Annotated in this window: 16 protein-coding genes; 9 read left to right on the top strand and 7 right to left on the bottom strand. The window is 50.8% G+C overall.

Going from position 1 to position 17,682, the window contains the following annotated elements; all coding sequences use genetic code 11:
- Window positions 1-10: 10 nt before the first annotated feature.
- Both ACKU4E_RS13865 and ACKU4E_RS13870 read right to left on the bottom strand, forming a co-directional pair.
- A complete protein-coding gene (locus ACKU4E_RS13865; RefSeq protein ID WP_320171672.1) occupies window positions 11-1,444 on the bottom strand; it encodes a circularly permuted type 2 ATP-grasp protein in 1,434 nt (477 codons plus the stop codon).
- A 431-nt stretch (window positions 1,445-1,875) separates the two neighbouring features.
- Window positions 1,876-3,021, bottom strand: a complete 1,146-nt coding sequence (locus ACKU4E_RS13870; RefSeq protein WP_320171673.1) for an aldo/keto reductase — start codon at window positions 3,019-3,021, stop codon at window positions 1,876-1,878.
- Window positions 3,022-3,144: 123 nt separating this feature from the next.
- Here ACKU4E_RS13870 and ACKU4E_RS13875 point away from each other — a divergent pair, with 123 nt between their 5' ends.
- A complete protein-coding gene (locus ACKU4E_RS13875) occupies window positions 3,145-3,837 on the top strand; it encodes a glutamine amidotransferase-related protein (protein ID WP_320171674.1) in 693 nt (230 codons plus the stop codon).
- A 111-nt stretch (window positions 3,838-3,948) separates the two neighbouring features.
- Here the strand turns inward: ACKU4E_RS13875 and ACKU4E_RS13880 are convergent, their stop codons facing one another.
- Window positions 3,949-4,332, bottom strand: a complete 384-nt coding sequence (locus ACKU4E_RS13880; protein ID WP_320171675.1) for a Rid family detoxifying hydrolase — start codon at window positions 4,330-4,332, stop codon at window positions 3,949-3,951.
- A 61-nt stretch (window positions 4,333-4,393) separates the two neighbouring features.
- Window positions 4,394-5,683 carry an L-serine ammonia-lyase, iron-sulfur-dependent, subunit alpha gene (locus ACKU4E_RS13885; RefSeq protein ID WP_320171676.1) on the bottom strand — a complete coding sequence of 430 codons (1,290 nt, stop codon included), beginning with the start codon at window positions 5,681-5,683 and terminating at the stop codon, window positions 4,394-4,396.
- Window positions 5,684-5,891: 208 nt separating this feature from the next.
- On the opposite strand from ACKU4E_RS13885, the gene ACKU4E_RS13890 reads away from it, so the two are divergent.
- The 6 genes from ACKU4E_RS13890 to ACKU4E_RS13915 all read left to right on the top strand — a co-directional run bounded on the left by ACKU4E_RS13890 (window position 5,892) and on the right by ACKU4E_RS13915 (window position 11,360).
- Window positions 5,892-6,374 (top strand): L-2-amino-thiazoline-4-carboxylic acid hydrolase, encoded by a 483-nt coding sequence (locus ACKU4E_RS13890; protein ID WP_320171677.1) that lies wholly within the window; start codon window positions 5,892-5,894, stop codon window positions 6,372-6,374.
- Between the two features lie 380 nt (window positions 6,375-6,754).
- On the top strand, window positions 6,755-7,873 hold the full coding sequence (locus ACKU4E_RS13895; protein ID WP_320171678.1) for an ABC transporter substrate-binding protein: 1,119 nt from the start codon (window positions 6,755-6,757) through the stop codon (window positions 7,871-7,873).
- 71 nt (window positions 7,874-7,944) lie between these two features.
- Window positions 7,945-8,856: a branched-chain amino acid ABC transporter permease gene (locus ACKU4E_RS13900; protein ID WP_320171679.1), complete on the top strand. Its 912-nt coding sequence runs from the start codon at window positions 7,945-7,947 to the stop codon at window positions 8,854-8,856.
- Window positions 8,857-8,872: 16 nt separating this feature from the next.
- A complete protein-coding gene (locus ACKU4E_RS13905) occupies window positions 8,873-9,886 on the top strand; it encodes a branched-chain amino acid ABC transporter permease (RefSeq protein WP_320171680.1) in 1,014 nt (337 codons plus the stop codon).
- A complete protein-coding gene (locus tag ACKU4E_RS13910) occupies window positions 9,886-10,656 on the top strand; it encodes an ABC transporter ATP-binding protein (protein WP_320171681.1) in 771 nt (256 codons plus the stop codon). Before ACKU4E_RS13905 ends, ACKU4E_RS13910 begins: the two co-directional genes overlap by 1 nt.
- Entirely contained in the window at window positions 10,644-11,360 is a 717-nt protein-coding gene (locus ACKU4E_RS13915) for an ABC transporter ATP-binding protein (RefSeq protein WP_320171682.1), read from the top strand. The genes ACKU4E_RS13910 and ACKU4E_RS13915 overlap by 13 nt, the downstream gene beginning before the upstream one ends.
- 122 nt (window positions 11,361-11,482) lie before the next feature.
- Here ACKU4E_RS13915 and ACKU4E_RS13920 read toward each other — a convergent pair whose 3' ends face one another.
- The gene (locus ACKU4E_RS13920; protein ID WP_320171683.1) at window positions 11,483-13,078 is read right to left on the bottom strand and encodes a sigma 54-interacting transcriptional regulator; all 1,596 of its coding nucleotides are present in this window, start codon (window positions 13,076-13,078) and stop codon (window positions 11,483-11,485) included.
- A 202-nt stretch (window positions 13,079-13,280) separates the two neighbouring features.
- Complete coding sequence (locus ACKU4E_RS13925; RefSeq protein WP_320171684.1) at window positions 13,281-14,297, bottom strand: ABC transporter substrate binding protein; 1,017 nt, start codon at window positions 14,295-14,297, stop codon at window positions 13,281-13,283.
- 383 nt (window positions 14,298-14,680) lie between these two features.
- Here ACKU4E_RS13925 and ACKU4E_RS13930 point away from each other — a divergent pair, with 383 nt between their 5' ends.
- A complete protein-coding gene (locus ACKU4E_RS13930; protein WP_320171685.1) occupies window positions 14,681-15,856 on the top strand; it encodes a hypothetical protein in 1,176 nt (391 codons plus the stop codon).
- A 12-nt stretch (window positions 15,857-15,868) separates the two neighbouring features.
- On the opposite strand, the gene ACKU4E_RS13935 is transcribed toward ACKU4E_RS13930, so the two are convergent.
- On the bottom strand, window positions 15,869-17,029 hold the full coding sequence (locus tag ACKU4E_RS13935; protein WP_320171686.1) for a hypothetical protein: 1,161 nt from the start codon (window positions 17,027-17,029) through the stop codon (window positions 15,869-15,871).
- A gap of 161 nt (window positions 17,030-17,190) precedes the next feature.
- On the opposite strand from ACKU4E_RS13935, the gene ybaK reads away from it, so the two are divergent.
- On the top strand, window positions 17,191-17,655 hold the full coding sequence (gene ybaK / locus ACKU4E_RS13940; protein WP_320171687.1) for a Cys-tRNA(Pro) deacylase: 465 nt from the start codon (window positions 17,191-17,193) through the stop codon (window positions 17,653-17,655).
- Window positions 17,656-17,682 lie beyond the last annotated feature (27 nt).

Raw genomic sequence — 17,682 nt, forward strand, 5'->3', positions numbered from 1 at the left:
GTAACTCCGGTTACCGGGACAGAACCCAGGTATCCTTGCTTCCGCCGCCCTGCGAGGAGTTTACTACCAGAGAGCCTTTTTTCAGTGCGACCCTGGTCAGTCCTCCCGGTATTACTCGGATTTCCTTGCCGTAAAGAACGTACGGCCGCAAGTCCACATGCCGCCCTTCAAAACTGTCACCCACTATGACCGGTACGCGCGAAAGCTGTATGGTGGGCTGGGCAATGTAGTTGCGAGGCTTTTCCTTGATCCTGCGGGCGAATTCGTCCTGTTCTTCCTTTGTGGAGTGAGGGCCTACGAGCATGCCGTACCCTCCGGATTCGTTGGCGGCCTTGACCACCAGTTCGTTCAGATGATCCAGAACGTAGGAACGGTCATCATCCTTCCAGCAAAGGTAGGTGGGCACATTGGGAATGATTGCTTCCTGATCAAGATAGTATTTGATGATTTCCGGAACATAAGCGTAAACCACCTTGTCATCGGCAACTCCGGTTCCCGGAGCATTCATCAGGGTCACGTTCCCGCGGCGGTAGGCGTCCATTATGCCGGGGACTCCCAGCAGGGAATCCGGCCTGAAAACCGTGGGATCAAGGAAGTCTTCGCCGACACGGCGGTAGATTACATCCACCGGTTTCAATCCCTTGGTGGTGCGCATGTAGACTATGCCGTCTTCAACCACCAGATCCCGTCCTTCCACCAGTTCCACACCGGTCTGCTGTGCCAGATAGGAGTGCTCATAATAAGCGGAATTGTAGATTCCGGGCGTAAGCAGAGCGCAGCTTGGATTCGAGCTGTGTCCGGGAATCACGTCATGCATTGTCTGCAGCAGGTGCGCCGGATAGTCCTCGACCGGACGGATACCCGCTGCGGCGAACACCTGCGGGAAGGTCCGTTTGAGAATCCGGCGGTTCGCCATGACGTAAGACACTCCCGAGGGACTGCGGAGGTTGTCCTCAAGCACATGGAATTCGCCTTTGTCGTCCCGGATAAGATCGGTTCCGGTTATGTGGCACCAGACTCCGCCGGGCGGGTTTATGCCCCGGCATTCCTCGAAATATCCTTCTGCAGTCAGAATTACATCTTCGGGAACAACCTTATCCTTTATGATGCGCTGGTCATGGTAAATATCGTCAATGAAAAGATTCAGGGCCTCGATGCGCTGTTTGAGTCCGCGCTCCAGACGGCTCCAATCCTCCGCCCCGATTATTCTGGGAATGATATCAAAGGGGAAGATTTTCTCAGTACCTTCTTCATGGCCGTAGACCGTGAAAGTTATGCCGAGGTCATAGAACGCCTGTTCAGCCGCTTCCTGTCTGCTTTGAAGCTCCTGCATGCCCAGACTCCTGATTTTGTCTGCCAGAAGTCCGGCTTCCAGACGCGGAGTGTTGGGAGAGGCGAACATCTCATCGTAATGCGGTCCGATGTCATAGTTCTTGAAATCCATGGGACCTCTTCTTGGGTTGTAGTTGTGGTCAGCTTTCTTTTCATCAGCCTTTTTTATACCGCTACACCTTTTCCCATAAACGTTCAATTAGCTATTTCATATCTGCTTAATTTTTGATTATATTTACAATTTTCGTCTATCTGATTTCACTTTTGTCTTATTTCTTTCTGTAAAAAGTTCGAATCGGTAAAAAATGACTTTGCGGAAAATGCGCTGCCGTGCTGATGAAGTGGACGTGATCGTAAAACACTGCTGCTTTTTCAGTTCGCCAAAATGTTTGATCAAGAAAACTATTAGCGGCCAGCATTCCAGGAATTCAGGGATTCCAAAGGGGATTATCTCCTTTGGCTGCCAGCGGCAAATTCAAGTCATCAAAAGCGCGAAGCGTCACAACTAAGTATGTTTCCGGCCCTTCATCGGCATGGCAACTGCTATTTTCCCATTTCGGAAGCCACACGTTTGAGCACTTCAGGTATTTCGATTCCCTGGGGGCATTTTTCAATGCACTGCCCGCATTCAACGCACTGCGATGCGAAGCCGGATTTCCGGTACTGGTTTTCGTGGAGGAAGGTGTCGTACAATGATTTTGCAACCTTCCCGTTTCCGAACAGGTGCAGCTTGTTGAAGAAGTCGAAGCAGGTGGAGATCAGAACATTGGCAGGGCAGGGCATGCAGTATCCGCAGCCGGTGCAGCCTACCTGCATAAGTTCGCGGTAGGTCTCCGCTGCCTGCCGGACCAGATCAAGTTCTGTTTCAGTCAGGGAGTTCGGTTCCGCTTCGGAGGCAATGGCCAGATTCTGCCTGATGTGTTCTTCCTCGTTCATGCCGGAAAGGACCACGACCACTTCCGGATGGTTCCACAGCCAGCGAAGTGCCCATTCCACCGGTGTTCTTTTGGTTTTCGCCCTGTCCCAGATCTCGGCAACAGCCGCAGGCGGAACCGGCATACCCAGATTCCCTCCGCGCAGCGGTTCCATGATGATTACACCGAGTCCTTTTGAGGCGGCGTATTTCAGCCCTTTTGTTCCTGCCTGAAAGTCCGTGTCCAGATAGTTGTACTGTATCTGGCAGAACACCCAGGGATAGGCATCGACTATTTCCATAAAATCTTTGCAAAGCCCGTGGAAGGAAAAGCCGGGATTGACTATCCGGCCGTCCTTTCTGGCCTCATCCAGAAAATTTGTTACATCAAGGCTGCTTATGGATTTCCATGAGGGGCCTGCCAGAGAATGGACCAGATAGTAGTCGATGTGGTCGGTTCCGAGCTTTTCAAGCTGAGCGTCCAGAAATGTATCCATGTCCTCCCGGCGATTGACGAGCCAGGTGGGCAGTTTGGTCGCGATGCGGACCTTTTCGCGGTATCCGTCCTTGAGCGCCCGGCCCAGAATGGATTCGCTCTGTTCGTCATGGTAGACCCAGGCGGTATCCAGATAGTTCACACCGCCGTCAATGGCCGAGCGGATCTGGGCTATGGCCCGGTCTTCGTCAATCTCTCCGTTGACCATGGGAAAGCGCATACAGCCGAAGCCGAGGGCGGATAATCTGTCTCCGTTTTTGGGCATTGTTCTGTAAAGCAAATTAATCTCCGTGTGATATATAGGTTCAGTTTCATCTCAGATCTGGAAACCTGTTTCTTGACATCGGTGTTGTTGTCGGGTCTTCTTCGAGAAGAAGTAAAGCTGCTGTAAAGGTTGTATCAAATGGATAATAAACAGATTCTCATTCTGAATATCCTTTCTGAGGAATCATTCAGAACAAGTTTCGACAATAGAATTGCCGAGGCCTTTCAAAGCATAGGAGTTCCGCACGATACCGTCCACCTTGACGGACTGAGGAATTTTAACCTTTTTGAAAAATATACGCATCTGATGATATCCGGGTCTACGGAAAGCGCTGCCGAGGAAAACGATTGGTACCCGGATCTGGATGCCATTATCGGTCGGTTCCTGTCCGAAGATAAATCCATTCTCGGCATCTGCTTCGGGCATCAGTTTCTGGTCAGGCATATACTCGGCAAGGAGCATGTTCGAAAATCGGCAACACCTGAAGTAGGCTGGACGGAAATTGCGTTGTCCGACAACCTCCTTTTCAGGGGAATGGATTCGTTTAAATCGGGCGTGTTTCATTATGACGAAGTGTTCGGACTTGATGAACGGTTTGAAATCACGGCAAGTTCCTCTCGCTGTGCCGTTCACGGATTTCAGGTAAAAGGGAGACCCGTCTGGGGGGTCCAGTTCCATCCCGATTTCATGTACGATGATGTTTTTTCTTTTGCGGAGGCTGTCAGGAAAACGGACGAACGTTTTGAGAGCTTCCATTGCCGGACCCTGATTACACCTGAAGAATTCAGGGTCAATGACCTGATATTCAAAAATTGGGTCGAGTTGTCGTAATTTTTCAGACAGTTCATATAAAGCGGCTCCTGCCGGGTCTCAGCCCGACAGGAGCGCCTTGAAGCATCAATTGGAGAACTGCTGAGACAGGTAGCAGCTGATGAAATATTGCTACTTTCTCCGTGCCACGCACTTGATCTCCACCAGTCCGCCCAGAGGAAGGGCGGCGACCTGAATTGCCGCACGGGCCGGTTTGTGGTCACCCATGAAATCGGCGTAGATTTCGTTGAGAGTTTTGAATTCTCCCATATCAACGAGGAAGACATCCACGCTGATGATGTCGGTTACCGCGCATCCTGCCTCTTCAAGAATGGCTCCCAGATTTTTGACTGACTGTTTCGCCTGTGCGGCGAATCCATCAGCCAGCTTCATGGTTTCCGGGTCAAGGCCGAGCTGTCCGCTGATGTAGAGGACATTATCACAGGCTACGGCCTGCGAGTAAGGACCGACTGCGGCCGGTGCATTTTCCGTGGCAATGAAATCAAGTTCACTCATTCTTATCTCCGTTATTTCATATTATAGAAGTTTCAGTTGTTTCCGGGGTGCCACAGGCAATCTATGCCTGTGCGGTCCCTGCGGGGTGGCGGTCCAGAAGGCGCAGGATCACTGCGTCGACAGCGGCAAAGCCGATACCGGAAAGTTCACCGACAGCCATGGCGTTGTCTTTGAAATCCGGGCCGATGATTCCCTGCTGGGAGGTAAGGCCCGTGCCTTTGGTTGCCAGCAGCATTCCCTGATAGGCTTCACCTGCGGCCGTACCGACTTTGAGGGCGCAGGTTCCTTTTGCTCCGTCACAGATCATTCCCAGAACGGATGACAAAACATATGCCGAAGCCTGTTCCGCCTGTGTGGCGTTGCCTCCGGCCAGTCTGGTCAGGGCTGCGGCGGCACCTGCTCCGGCTGCGATTGAGCATCCGCATACAGGGGTAAGGCGGCCTGTTTTGGCCTTTACCGCTCCGGTTACCAGATGGGACAGGGCCAGAGCTTCGGCCAGTTCCCTGTCCGATTTGTTCCAGGCCCTGGCGGCCAGTGCCGGCGGGATTATTGCAGTCAGTCCGTGGTTGCCGCTTCCGGCGCTGCTCATTACCGGCCACTGCCCTCCGTCCATGCGCACATCGGCAGCCGCGGCCGACCATGCGCGGATGGTCAGACCAAGGTCTTCGTTGACCATGTTATCGGCGGTTACGAAGCCGGAACCGAGTCCCCACGGTTTTTCAATTCCCTGTTTTGCCACGTGCAGGTTCATTGCCGCACCTTCAAGCAGGAATTTCTCATCCTCAGGGCTTATCTGTCCTGCAAGGTCCCACAGCTGTGCGAAATCAAGACGTGAAAGTTCGTTCAGGTAGGAGGGGAGACGTCCGGAACCGGATTCACACTCCTGTCCTTCAAAGACGGTCTGCTTGTTGCGGATGATTTCCACAAGATTGTCGTGAGAGTGGGCGACAACGGCGGTTACGCTTTCGCCCTGTCTGATCAGCTCCACTTCAACATACACATTGGGGACATCCTGCAGCACTTCCTGAGTCAGACTTCCGGAGTTGAGCATCTCGCTTGCCTTTGCAATGCAATCGTCATCTATCTTCTCAAGGGACTGCAGTCCTTTTTCATGGTCTCCGCCGAGAGCGCCGAGGGCGGCTGCGAGCAGATTGCCCCTGAGTCCCGGTGTGCCGGGGATGCCCACGGACTGTCCGTTTTTATAGATATTGGCCGAAAGCCGTAAGTGAATGTGCCGGGGAGGTCCGGCGAGATAGCTTGCTCCGGCACTGGCGGCAAAAGCCACGGCACCAGGTTCCGTACAACCCAGTGCGGGTTTTACTTCATTATTAAAGAACGCATGCAGATCCATATCAATCCTTTTCGGTATGCGCGGATAATTCTCATATCCGCGGAAGTTTGTTTCCTTGGTGCAAATTTCCTTTTTTGTGATCTTTCTCCTATCAAGTTTGGTGCCAATGTTGACTTTTGCGAAAATAGGTACATCTTATGCATGTAATTTGGAAAAATTAATCAAGCTCGGCGTATTCCGCGTCGGCACAATAAAGGAGTTAACAAAAATGAGTGAAGCCAAACTGCGTGAAGAGCTTTATGCCGCCAATGAGAACAGGGCCATCATCTATAAATTGATCTTCGACGCCATGGTGGATGAATTCGGTCTTGAAAAAGCAAAAGAAGTAATGAAAAAAGGTATTTATAAAAGAGGCGAGCAGATTGGCGAGAATTTCAAGAAATTCGCACCCGCTGATTTCAAAGGCCTTTGCGATGCCTTTATCGGCGGAATTCCTGACGATTCCAAGATGTTTGCTCCTACAATTACCCGTTGTGACGAAGGCGGCCTGGACATCGAGTTTGACAACTGTCCTCTGAAGAATGCATGGCGTGATATGGGCTGCTCCGACGAAGAGTGCGCAACTCTTTGTGAAGTTGCCGGAATCATTGACTACGGAACCTTCCAGGGAGCCGGATTTCATTTTGAAATGACAGCTCTTCCCGAAGGCAGCAAGGAAAAATGTTACCTCAAGGTTCGCGCAAAAAAATAGTCTGAGACTTACGGTTATGGCGGGGAGTCGGGCACAAGCCCGGTTCCCCGCTTTTTTTTGTCCTGCGAATTCTCATTTTTTGTGCGAAATTCGCACTTCCGGTGATAATTCTCAATTTTGGTTGCGAAGTTTACAATTTCGCAACTTGTCAGATGTGTTTGAGAAGAGCTCATGAATGGTTTATGTCGTCATTGTGTATTCTGTGAGTGGACGATTGCTTTGGTTTAAGCGGTAATTTACATTATATGTAAAATTGCTACTCTTCTGTAGGGGTAGTGGCATACTGTTTGCTAATTTTACCAAAAGCCTCGACGGGCTTGCTATATGAATCAAGCATACTGAGAAGTACAAACAAACCAGAAAATTTCCCGGAGGGACAAATGAAAATCAGAAACCTTCTTTTTGGACTTGCCGCCATGGCCGCTTTGTTGCTGGCCTCAACCGCTCAGGCTGATAAAACCATCATGCTGGGCTACACACTGCCCCTTACCGGCAGCCACGCACAGTACGGGGAAGTCTTCCGTAATTCCGCCAAGCTGCAGCTTGACAAATTTAACAAATCGGGAAAGCTCAAAGGTGCAACAGTTGAAATCACCTACGAAGATTCCAAATCCGATCCCAAGGAAGCTATCAACATCGCCCGCAAGTTCGTTGACAATGAAAAGATTGTAGGCGTTCTCGGCGATTTTACCTCTACAGTATCCATGGCCGCCGGTCGTGTTTACGGCATGGAAGGTATGCCGCAGCTTTCCCAGACCGCTTCCCACCCCGATTTTACCAAGGTCGGCAACTACCAGTTCCGTAACATCACCACCCAGGCCTATGAAGGTCCCTTTGTCGCCAAATGGGCTACCGGACTCGGTTTCAAGAAATTCGCAATCATAGCCATCCAGAACGACTGGGGTATCTCCGCTGCCGAATATTTCGCAAAAGGGCTCAAGGAGCTCGGCGGCGAAGTAACCGCAATCGAGTACTTCAACCCCGGAAACCGCGATTTCCGTTCAATTCTTACCAAAGTGGAAAGGGACAAGCCCGAGGCCATATACCTCTGTATGATGTATGAAGAAGGTTCCATGGTACTGCAGCAGCGCAGGCAGCTCGGCATCAAGACTCCTGTTTTCGGTACCTCTTCACTCTATTCTCCCAAACTTCTTGAACTGGCCGGTGAGTCCTCCGAAGGTCTGATGCTTTCCACCACCTTCATGTGTGACAGCCCCGACCCCAATGTTGTCGAATTTGTTGAAGCATACAAGGCTGCATACGGCTCCGAGCCGAACATGTTTGCAGGACAGGCCTATGACGCAGTCGGTATCATGCTTGATGCAATCGCCAAGGTCGGTCCCGATGTAACCCGCTCCAGCCTGCGTGATGCTCTGGCCCAGACCAAGGACTATCCCGGCGTTACCGGTTCAACTACTTTTGATCCTGAAACCCGTGAACCTGTTAAGGGTCTGGCCCGTCTTGAAGTCAAAAACGGTTCCTTCGTTCTCGTAAAGTAGCAGTATAAGTCATTCCAGCAATTATCGGCGGGGCTTCCCGGCCCCGCCACCAATCACAGGAAAATCACACCATGGACTCGTATTTTCTGATGCAAATCGTCAACGGCCTCAGCGCCGGAATGATCTACGCGCTGATAGCCATCGGCTTCACGCTCATCTTCGGCGTGCTTAACGTTGTCAACTTCGCCCACGGCGAGATGTATACCATCGGAGCTTTTGCCGGACTGGTATTCATCAATGCCTTCAACTGGCCCCTCGCCCTTATTATTGTCGCGGCTCTTGCCGTAGGAGGAGTCGCCGGTGTGATTCTGGAAAAGATAGCCTTCAAACCCTTCAGGCGTTTTCAGGACGAAGCCTCACTCAAATCAAGAGCCATGCGTGAAGCCACCCTCCTGTCCTCTCTGGCATTTTCCATTATCATCAAGGAACTCATTCAGCATTTCTTCGGCGCTGAAATGCAGACCATACCCGGACAGTATCTGCTCAACGATCCCATCCCGGTCGGTCCCGTATCCTTTTCCACCGGTCAGTTCCTGATTCTCGGTTCTTCCATAGTCATGCTCGGCGGACTGCAGTACGTGCTTTATCATACCCGCATCGGCCTTTCCATCCGGGCTATCTCCAACAACCCGCTCGGAGCCAAATACGTAGGCCTTTCCGTTGACCGGACCATTATAGCCACTTTCGCCGTGGGCAGTATGCTCGGCGGTGCCGCCGGTATAATGGTCGGCCTGTATTACGGAGCCATTTTCCCTTCCATGGGCTTCGCCCCTTCACTCAAGGCGTTCGTCGCCATGGTTATGGGCGGACTCTCCAGCATTCCCGGTGCCGTAATCTGTGCGCTTATTCTCGGAGTGTGCGAGTCGCTGGCAACCGACTTCATGACTCAGGGCTGGAGCGATATGGTGGCCTACAGTTTTCTAATTATAACCCTTATTTTCTTTCCTCAGGGCATCTTCGGCGCCCGCAGGGAACGTGTATAATTCCGAGGGGACAGATATGAACGACAGTATGAAAGTTAATCCATGGCGTTCCCGCATGCTGGCCGCGGCAGTCCTGCTGCTTGTGCTGGCAGTTGTTCCGGGAGTGCTTTCCGCCCTGGGTAAAAGTTACTATATTCAGATTGCCAATTCGGCCCTGATCTTCTGCATTCTTGCCGCAAGCATGAACCTTATCACCGGTACGGCCGGCCTGCTCTGCCTGGGCCACGCGGCTTTTTTCGGAATCGGCGCATATGCCGCCGGTCTGCTGGCTTCCAATTACGGACTGCCCTTTCTGGTAACCCTTCCGCTGGGCGGAGTTGCCGCCGGAATTGCGGGTATTCTCGTAGCCCTGCCGACCATGAGGCTGATAAGCATCTATTTCTCCGTGGCCACTCTCGGGGTGGGTGAGATAATTCACGTCACCCTGCTGAACTGGGTTTCAGTAACCCGCGGACCCATGGGTGTTCAGCTTTATGAACCGATAACAATCTTCGGGCACAGGTTCACCAGCCTCCTGTCCATCTACTATGTAATTGCGGTTCTGGCCTGTATTTCCATTTATGTAATCTGGCGGCTTACCAACTCCTACTTCGGCAACGCCCTGCGTTCCCTGAGGGAGGACGACCAGTGTGCCGAAGCCATGGGAATCAATGTTGTCAAACTCAAGATTCAGGCCTTCGGAGCCAGCACCTTTTTCGCCGGACTGGCCGGTGCGGTGTTTGCTCACAGTGTAGGTTATATCAGCCCGGACAGCTTTCAGTTCAGCGAGTCAATCCTGATTCTGGCAATGGTTGTTGTCGGCGGACTCGGTTCTTTGCCGGGCGGCCTTCTCGGCGCCCTGCTGCTCATCCTGCTGCCGGAAGTGGCTCGCGGACTGGGTGATTTCCGTATGATCGCTGTTGGTGTTGTCATGTTTCTTTCCATTCTGCTGCTGCCCAGAGGTCTTTTCGGCGAGACATCAGCATTGGAAATGGCCAGAAAGCAGTTCAACGCGGCCTGGAACGGCCGCCAGGTGGTGGGGTGGAAATAATGTCGGAATACATTTTGGAAACAAAAGGGCTTACCCGCAGATTCGGCGGCCTTGTGGCCGTGGACAGTGTGGACATGACCATGAAACCGGGAGAGCTGGTAGGACTGATCGGTCCCAACGGTGCGGGCAAAAGTACCTTTTTCAACTGTCTGACCGGATTTTACCCTCCCAGCGAAGGGGAAGTGCGTTTTATGGATTCCCCCATTACCGGGCTCAAGCCGTATCAGGTTGCAAAGCTCGGAATCGGAAGGACCTTCCAGAACCTGCGCATCATGCCTAACATGACTGTTTTCGATAACGTTTCAGTGGGAGCCATCGGTTCTCTCGGGCATTCCCTGCGTAGGGCTATCTGGCCTTTCCGCTGCAGCACGGATGAAGAAATAAGCAGCAGAACCTGGGATATTCTGAAACGTGTCGGTCTGGACGGTCAGGCCGGAGAACTGGCAGCCAACCTTTCCTATGGTCGGCGCAAATATCTTGAAATCGCCCGGGCCATGGCCACCAACCCCAAGCTTCTCATCCTTGATGAGCCTGCAGCGGGTCTGAACGAACAGGAAACCGGAGAGCTAGCCGATTTCATAGGCGAACTCAATTCGGAAGGAGTGCCCATCCTGCTGGTCGAGCACGACATGGGGCTGGTTATGGGCATCTGTCACCGGGTCATGGTTCTTGCCCTCGGCAAAAAAATAGCCGACGACACTCCGCAGTCGGTACAGAAAGACCCGGCAGTGCTTGAGGCCTACCTTGGAGGTGAAGAATGTCAATATTAGAAGTACACGATCTCCATGTGAGCATGGGTGTTCAGCAGATCCTGCGCGGGGTCGAGCTCAGTGTGGCGGAAAACGGCATTGTTGCCGTGCTCGGTTCCAACGGAGTCGGCAAGACAACCCTGATGCGGGCCATTTCCAATATTTATCAAAGCAATAAAGGGGAAATTCTCTTTCAGGGCAACGATATTGCCAATATCGGTTCGGACAAGGTTGTAATGGCCGGAGTCTGTCAGGCCCCGGAAGGAAGGCAGATCTTTTCCAACATGAGTGTCGAGGAGAATCTGATTCTCGGAGCATATCATCAGGATAAAGCGCATTTCAAAGACGACCTTGCCTATGTCTTCGACCTCTTCCCCATTCTGGAGGAAAGGCTGCAGCAGCAGGCGGGTGCCATGTCCGGCGGTGAGCAGCAGATGTTGTGCATCGGTCGCGCACTTATGGGCCGTCCGAAGCTTCTGCTTCTGGATGAACCTTCACTCGGTCTTGCTCCGCTGGTCATCAAAAGCATTTTCGACCTTATCGTGAAAATCAGGGAAACCGGCACATCCATTCTCTTAGTTGAACAGAATGCCAAGGCAGCCCTTTCCGTGGCCGATTACGGATACATTATGGAAGGCGGCACCATCGTCATGCAGGGCCCTGCCAGGGAATTGGTGGCCGATGGTCGTCTCGAAGAGGCATACATGGGCGGGAAGGCCCATTAGGCAACAGAAAACATACCTTCACCCCTCCATCCATATAGCAGTAGAGCCGGGAAGCTTAACCAAGCTTTCCGGCTCTTGAATTTATGTCTTCCGGCCAACGGCGTCTGAAAAGCGTGCTGTTCTTAATGAACCCCGACATCGTAGCGATAGGCGTCAAGCAGGCCGTACCGTTTAATTTTGCGGTACAGGGTAGCAAGGCTGATACCGAGTTCTTCGGCTGTACGTTTTTTGCCTTCAAGGTCCGCGCCGTAGCGCGAAAGGCACGCGCTGAGGGTTTCCTGTTCGGTAAGTTCCTTTTCGGAGGCAGGCGCAGCCTGTTTCACTCCGTTGTCTGCTGCCGATGCTGGAGCATTGCTTGGGCAGGGCTGGCTGCCGTCCATATTCCAATGTCCGTAGCCGCCTACCGAGGAGGACTTTTCCGCATTGAGAAATCTTTCTTCAAGTGTTGCCAGATCAAGGGCGCGGCCTTTGCGGAAGTTGATGCCGTATTCTACGAAATTTTTGAGTTCGCGCACGTTTCCGGGCCACGGGTAGGAAATGAATCTCTGCAGCAGGTCCGGTTCTACCGGGGGTTGCGGCTCACCTCTTCTGCGTGCGTACAACCGGGCGAAATGATGCACGAGCAGTTCAATATCTCCTTCCCTTTCACGCAGCGCCGGGACATGCAGAGGGATGACGGACAGCCTGTAGTACAGGTCCTGCCGGAATTTGCCTGCTCTGGCCTGCTCGGCTACATCAACGTTGGCAGCTGCTATGATGCGCACATTGAAATCGTGTTCGGTGCGTCCGCCGAGGCGCATTACCTTGCGCTCCTGCAGTACGCGCAGCAGTTTTACCTGCAGCTGCAGAGGGAGCTCGGCGATTTCATCAAGGAAGAGGGTGCCGCCCTCTGCGTGTTCGAAAAGTCCGGCCTTTCCGCCCTTGTGCGCTCCGGTAAAAGTTCCCGAAGCATACCCGAACAATTCACTCTCAATTATCGATTCCGGAATTGCGCCGCAGTTTACGGCGATGAAAGGTGCTGCCGCCCGTGGAGAGAGATCGTGTATGGCCTGTGCGGTGAGTTCCTTGCCTGTGCCGGACTCTCCCTGAATCAGGATGGTTGAATCAAGAGGGGCGCAACGGATTATATCGTCCTTGAGGGTGCGGATGGCCTTGCTTTCGCCGACGAGTCGTTCAAGCCCGGAACTGTCTATTTCGTCCGCCGATCCGGCAAGGGCGGAAAGCAGTCTGGAGTCCGCCTCGCAGTTCTGGACCAGAAAAAGGGTGATGGCTTCAGCAATATCCAGCGCTTTTTCCTTGAGTATGGCGCATTGCGCGGAATCGAAGGCAACGATCTGTACTGCGGCAACTATTCTGTTGCGCACGGCTATGGGGGCGGTGTAGTTGGCCAGGTCGCGGCAGGTAAGTTTCTGCGAGCATTCGCGGCAGGCGGCGTTGGCTTTCGGGTCCGCAACCATGGTCGGGCGTCCGCTGACCAGGCTGTAGCCGATGGCTGTGTCGCGGGGGCTGAGGCAGCCCACAGCCGCCTCGTAGAATCCTGATCCGGCCACGCAGAGGTAGTCGGTATTGATTATGTAGAGATCAATACCCGAAAGTCGGGAAATAATGGTTACGATCTGCTGCAGTTCCCGGCAGAGATCAAGTATTCCGGGAGCGGTTGTTTTCTGTCCTTCAGGAAGGAGTGCCCATAGCGGAGCATAATTACTTGTAGCTTTCACAGGTCTTTTGTTCTCGGGTTGTTTTTTACTTAAATGTAGTATGTGTACCGGCTCCTGTAAAGCTTGTTTGTTGTGATTGACAAAATTGTGTGCGCGTGTGCTTCGGGGTGTCTTGATGGAAAGGCTTATGACAATAAATGTTTTCAGGTCATGTCCGGATGTTGCCGGGGAAGCTCGGTCGGCCTGTCTGGATTATAATGGGCTACTCTACCAGAATGGTGCGCATCAGGGTGTTTCTGGGAAGTCTTATTTTCCAGCGGTCAAGTTCGTGTCTGCTGAAAATGATCGATCCATTATCCGGGGTCACCGGGGTGATGGAACTGACTTCTCTGCCGTTTATAATTTCCTGTATGATTTTTCCTGCTGCTCCGCCCTGGATTTTACCGTTCATGATTATGCCTCCGGTGGCCCTTCCTTTGCCGACACTCACCCCCCAGAATGAGAAAAGGGGCAGGGGCGTGTTTTGATAGATCCATTGCAGAACCTGCTCACTGTCCACATGAACCCCGTTGTCGAACAGATGGTAGAATAATCCCAGTATGATGTATGAGTATCCGTTTGACCGGGCGGTTAATACCGCTTCTTTCAATTCAGCGAGGTCCGGGGTGGAAACAATGTTGCAGTGCAGGTCGTACAGGTCAAAGGAGTTCTGTCCTTTGAATTCATTGTTGATAATTGTTTTTGCCGTGGAACTGTTGTCGAAGAGGATGAGTATTCTGCTGTTTTTTTGAGGAGAGAGATCTTTCATGGTCAGGAGCATTCTTTTGAAAGGAAGCCTTTCGAGAACGCCGGTGATATTTTTTCGCAGCTGAATATATTTTCTGGGGTTTTCGTTTACTCCCAGAAACACTACCGGAGTGTCTGTTTTCAGAAATTTTTTTCCAAGCATTCTCATTGCATTGTCATCGGACAGAACGACAATGTCCGGGGATGTCTTCAGGTAGTACTCCCAGGCCATTTCAGCTCGGTTTTCGTGTTCTTCTTCGGGCAGCCTTTTTGTATCCAGCTCGAATCTTGCCAGTTCTACTGTGTCCTTGAGGACCGAGCGAAGTCCTTCGACAATTTCAGCATCCCAGAAAAAATCAGAATGATAACTTTCGATAAGCAGAATTTCGGGTTTGGCCGAGGCTGCCGCCGGAAACAGCAGTAACGCCAGAAAAAGAATCAGGGTTTTGTGCATGGTTTGCATAATGCCTGTATCGCTTACCTCTTTTGCCATGTTTACTGATAGATCCTCATCAATTAAGTCTGCAGCAGTCTCCGGGGCATTCTGTCCGGAGAGGGGTTGTTTACACATACCATAACATAAAATGTGCTGAATGCTTTTATGATCGAAGTGATGGAATGATTTATTTCGGATGGATGTTGTTTTGCTGCCCGTGGTTGTAAAAAACATCCTGCTCGATTCTGTTCCGGTTATCCCTTCACCAACGCATTTAATTGCATAACAGAGGCCTTGTCCATGCTTTTCCGGTGGTGAATACGTCCTCCGCAGCAGAGTTCCTGAGCGGGGGTAACTGCTTACTGATTTATATCTTGTCCTTGAATCATATCTTTTTTAGGCTTGGGTAAAGAGAATAAATATATAATCCAGGTGTTGAAATGTATTTTTTGCGTCTTTTTTTTGCTTGTTCTGTGGCTGTTTTTTTGAGCCTGCAGCCTGTTTCCAGAGCAGAGGCCTTCACTTTTGAATCCTTGCGGTCCACCCAGGCAAACACTTTTCTGGATATTTACGATTGGATATTTCCCGTTCTGGCCTCAGCGATTGTTCTGGACGGAGTCTCGAATTCTTCCGAACAGGTTGTTGACGTAATCTCATACGTTAATTTCTATTCCACCCCCCATATGTATAAACGTTATTCCGGTCTGGGTACGGGAGGAGCGTGGAGGAGGGAGGCGACAGTAATGATGTGCAGCGGTAATCTGCTGTGCTCAGAGCAGTCAGCCCTGGCCGCGATGATGCTTGAGCCCTATCTGGGGCCGACCAGAGTCCGTGATGCAAGCCATCATACCCTGCATGAGGCAAATGTGAACGGCAGGTGGGTCATTGTAGATCCTTACGGGGATATGCGCATCAGGAACCGGCAGGGCGGGCTTGCTTCCTTTGATGACATCCAGTCCTGGCTTGGTGGAGATAAGGGAGCATTGGTCCTCAACAACCCGGTTCTGCCACGGACAGGAGAGTATCTGGAGTTATACGCCAAAGAGAATTTTGCTTCGGATTCGCTTAAGTACGGAGAAACCGTTCCCATGCCCGGAGTGGGTTACAGCGCGCTTCTGGGGCTCTCTATTGAAGACGCTTTAAAAATTGCCGAAGAAAAAGGAATGCCGCTGGAACAGCCTGATTGCTATGTATATCTCACCTATGTGAGAAATAATGTTTTTGCCATTCTTTCAAGGCAGAGCGATAAAAAGAAGGCCGTCTATGCGATTCAGGATTTTTTCTTCAAGCTCATTAATGACGAAACGGCAGCAGGTTTTAACAGGGGTAAGCCGATATCACCGTTGTATTTTGCCAGAGGGTACCAGTTGCTTGGCAGATATGAGAAAGCTCTGGGTATTTATAAATTGATACCTGAATCGGAGCAGATAAATTTTTTTATTTCACAATGCTATTTCAAGATGGGAGAAAAAAAGAAATTTAATTCATTGAATGTGAAGCTAAGCAAAAATTTATTTTACAGGTACATGTATTACCTTATGAACGGGAAATATTTAAAAAAGAGTGATGAAGCATTCTTTAAAAAATGCATGTTCAAACATGTAGGCTACAACTAATTTATATAGTTGCTAAAAGTACAAAAATTTGCCGAATATACTTCTATCACCGGGGATAAGTTCTTTACCGTTTAATATAAAATACATGTTGCGATAAAAAATATTGTTTTGAAGTTTCTGCTTGAGATTATTGAATGCAGCACGGTTGTCCAGCTTGTAATAGCATTGAGCAATGAACAACTCTACTTCTTGTGAAGGTTCAATCTTTCTGTACTCTTCCAGAGCCAGGTTGTACCGGCCGAGAAGCTGGTAGCCTCGGGCGAAAAACAGGTCATAGTTAATCTTATTTTTTGAAATGCCTTTATGCGCATCCTCTTTTATTTTCGAGAACAGGTAATTCTGAATATTGCATGCAGCCTTCCGTCTATCTTTGCTGTTGAAAATATAATTACAGATATTGTTTCTTATATACAGCAGATAAAGCATGCTTCTCTTTGCTGAAAGCATTTCCATGTCCACTTCTGAGCGGTCAAAGAATTCCTGCAGGCCATATCCGAGAAAATCGCCATAACTGTAATAGTTCATGGCAAACGTTTTTGAATAATCACTTTTCCCGTTGTTTTTAAACAGATCAAGGTAGGTCCTGACTTTGTCTTTTTCATTGGCCTGGAAACTCAAGGCATTCGAATCGCCGTTCAGGTATTTCTGAATATCGCCATATGTAGCGCTTTGCCCTTTGCGGTTGCGCAGGTGCGTGTTTGCATACGGGTCTATGATGTACCATTCACCATCGTACAGCAATTCGTGAAATGTATGGTGCTGCACATTACGAAATCTTATGCGCGGAAAGTAGAAGTCAAGAAGCATCACTGCGAGGGAAGATTGTTCCGAGCATAAGATGTTGCCGCTATAGAGCATTACGGTTGCCCCGAATCTCCATCCGTCACCGGTTCCAAGCCCTTTTTCACGTTTATTGAATCCCGGAGTTGAATAGAAATGCACATAGTCCGAGGCCTGGTCGATTTTTTCAGGCATCGGTGAACCCGGATTAACCGCAACAGCCGATGCCAGAACGGGAAATACGAAATCATATATGTCGAAAAAGGAATTGCATTGCGTTGAAACAAGCTCCTCGGATCTGAATATATCGGCATGTGCCGCTTGTGTTGCTGTCAGCAGGGATATGCAGGTGCAGAAGAAGATGGCGGCCAGACTATTACGGATGTTCGACACAAGGACTTCCTGAATGCGGTTAATGTTGGAATGATGACAACGTATGAATTTATTTTTGCAGAATTAACGTTTGGGGACAACTTGAAATACCCGGTGCGGGGGCCCGGTATGCTGTGCGCCGCTCTTGCCAAGCCGTTCCCTTTTTGCATAAAGAAGAACCCATGACTCCCGCAATCAACATGGCTAAGAAAAACAAGATTTCGTTCAAGGTCCACGAATACGAACATGATCCCGCTGCCGAAGCCTACGGAAAGGAAGCGGCCGAAAAGCTCGGAGTGGACCCTGATACGGTTTTCAAAACCCTGGTGGTCTCCGCCGGCAAAGACCTTGTTGTGGCCGTCGTCCCGGTCATGAAACGTCTGGACCTCAAGCTGCTGGCCAAGGCTGTTGGTGCAAAAAAAGTTGCCATGGCTGAAGTCAAACTGGTGGAAAAGACAACCGGATACGTTGTCGGCGGGGTCAGTCCCCTCGGCCAGAAAAAACTACTTACCACCGTTATTGATTCTTCCGCGGAAGGCTGCGAGACCGTTTTTGTGAGCGCCGGACGCCGAGGCATGGATATCGAGCTTGCCCCGCAGGATCTGGCGCGTCTGGTCAAGGCGTCTTTCTCCCCGGTTTCACGCTAGTTTTTTCAACACCTCCCTGCTGCCGAA

The sequence above is a fragment of the Maridesulfovibrio sp. genome (assembly GCF_963677005.1).
Classification (GTDB): Bacteria; Desulfobacterota; Desulfovibrionia; order Desulfovibrionales; family Desulfovibrionaceae; genus Maridesulfovibrio.

Coding starts and splice junctions, on each gene's coding strand:
- ACKU4E_RS13900 (WP_320171679.1), top strand. CDS start 7,945: ATGGACTCGTATTTTCTGATGCAAATCGTCAACGGCCTCAGCGCCGGA.
- ACKU4E_RS13895 (WP_320171678.1), top strand. CDS start 6,755: ATGAAAATCAGAAACCTTCTTTTTGGACTTGCCGCCATGGCCGCTTTG.
- ACKU4E_RS13880 (WP_320171675.1), bottom strand. CDS start 4,332: ATGAGTGAACTTGATTTCATTGCCACGGAAAATGCACCGGCCGCAGTC.
- ACKU4E_RS13865 (WP_320171672.1), bottom strand. CDS start 1,444: ATGGATTTCAAGAACTATGACATCGGACCGCATTACGATGAGATGTTC.
- ACKU4E_RS13915 (WP_320171682.1), top strand. CDS start 10,644: ATGTCAATATTAGAAGTACACGATCTCCATGTGAGCATGGGTGTTCAG.
- ACKU4E_RS13885 (WP_320171676.1), bottom strand. CDS start 5,683: ATGGATCTGCATGCGTTCTTTAATAATGAAGTAAAACCCGCACTGGGT.
- ACKU4E_RS13910 (WP_320171681.1), top strand. CDS start 9,886: ATGTCGGAATACATTTTGGAAACAAAAGGGCTTACCCGCAGATTCGGC.
- ACKU4E_RS13930 (WP_320171685.1), top strand. CDS start 14,681: ATGTATTTTTTGCGTCTTTTTTTTGCTTGTTCTGTGGCTGTTTTTTTG.
- ACKU4E_RS13875 (WP_320171674.1), top strand. CDS start 3,145: ATGGATAATAAACAGATTCTCATTCTGAATATCCTTTCTGAGGAATCA.
- ACKU4E_RS13905 (WP_320171680.1), top strand. CDS start 8,873: ATGAACGACAGTATGAAAGTTAATCCATGGCGTTCCCGCATGCTGGCC.
- ACKU4E_RS13890 (WP_320171677.1), top strand. CDS start 5,892: ATGAGTGAAGCCAAACTGCGTGAAGAGCTTTATGCCGCCAATGAGAAC.
- ybaK (WP_320171687.1), top strand. CDS start 17,191: ATGACTCCCGCAATCAACATGGCTAAGAAAAACAAGATTTCGTTCAAG.
- ACKU4E_RS13925 (WP_320171684.1), bottom strand. CDS start 14,297: ATGGCAAAAGAGGTAAGCGATACAGGCATTATGCAAACCATGCACAAA.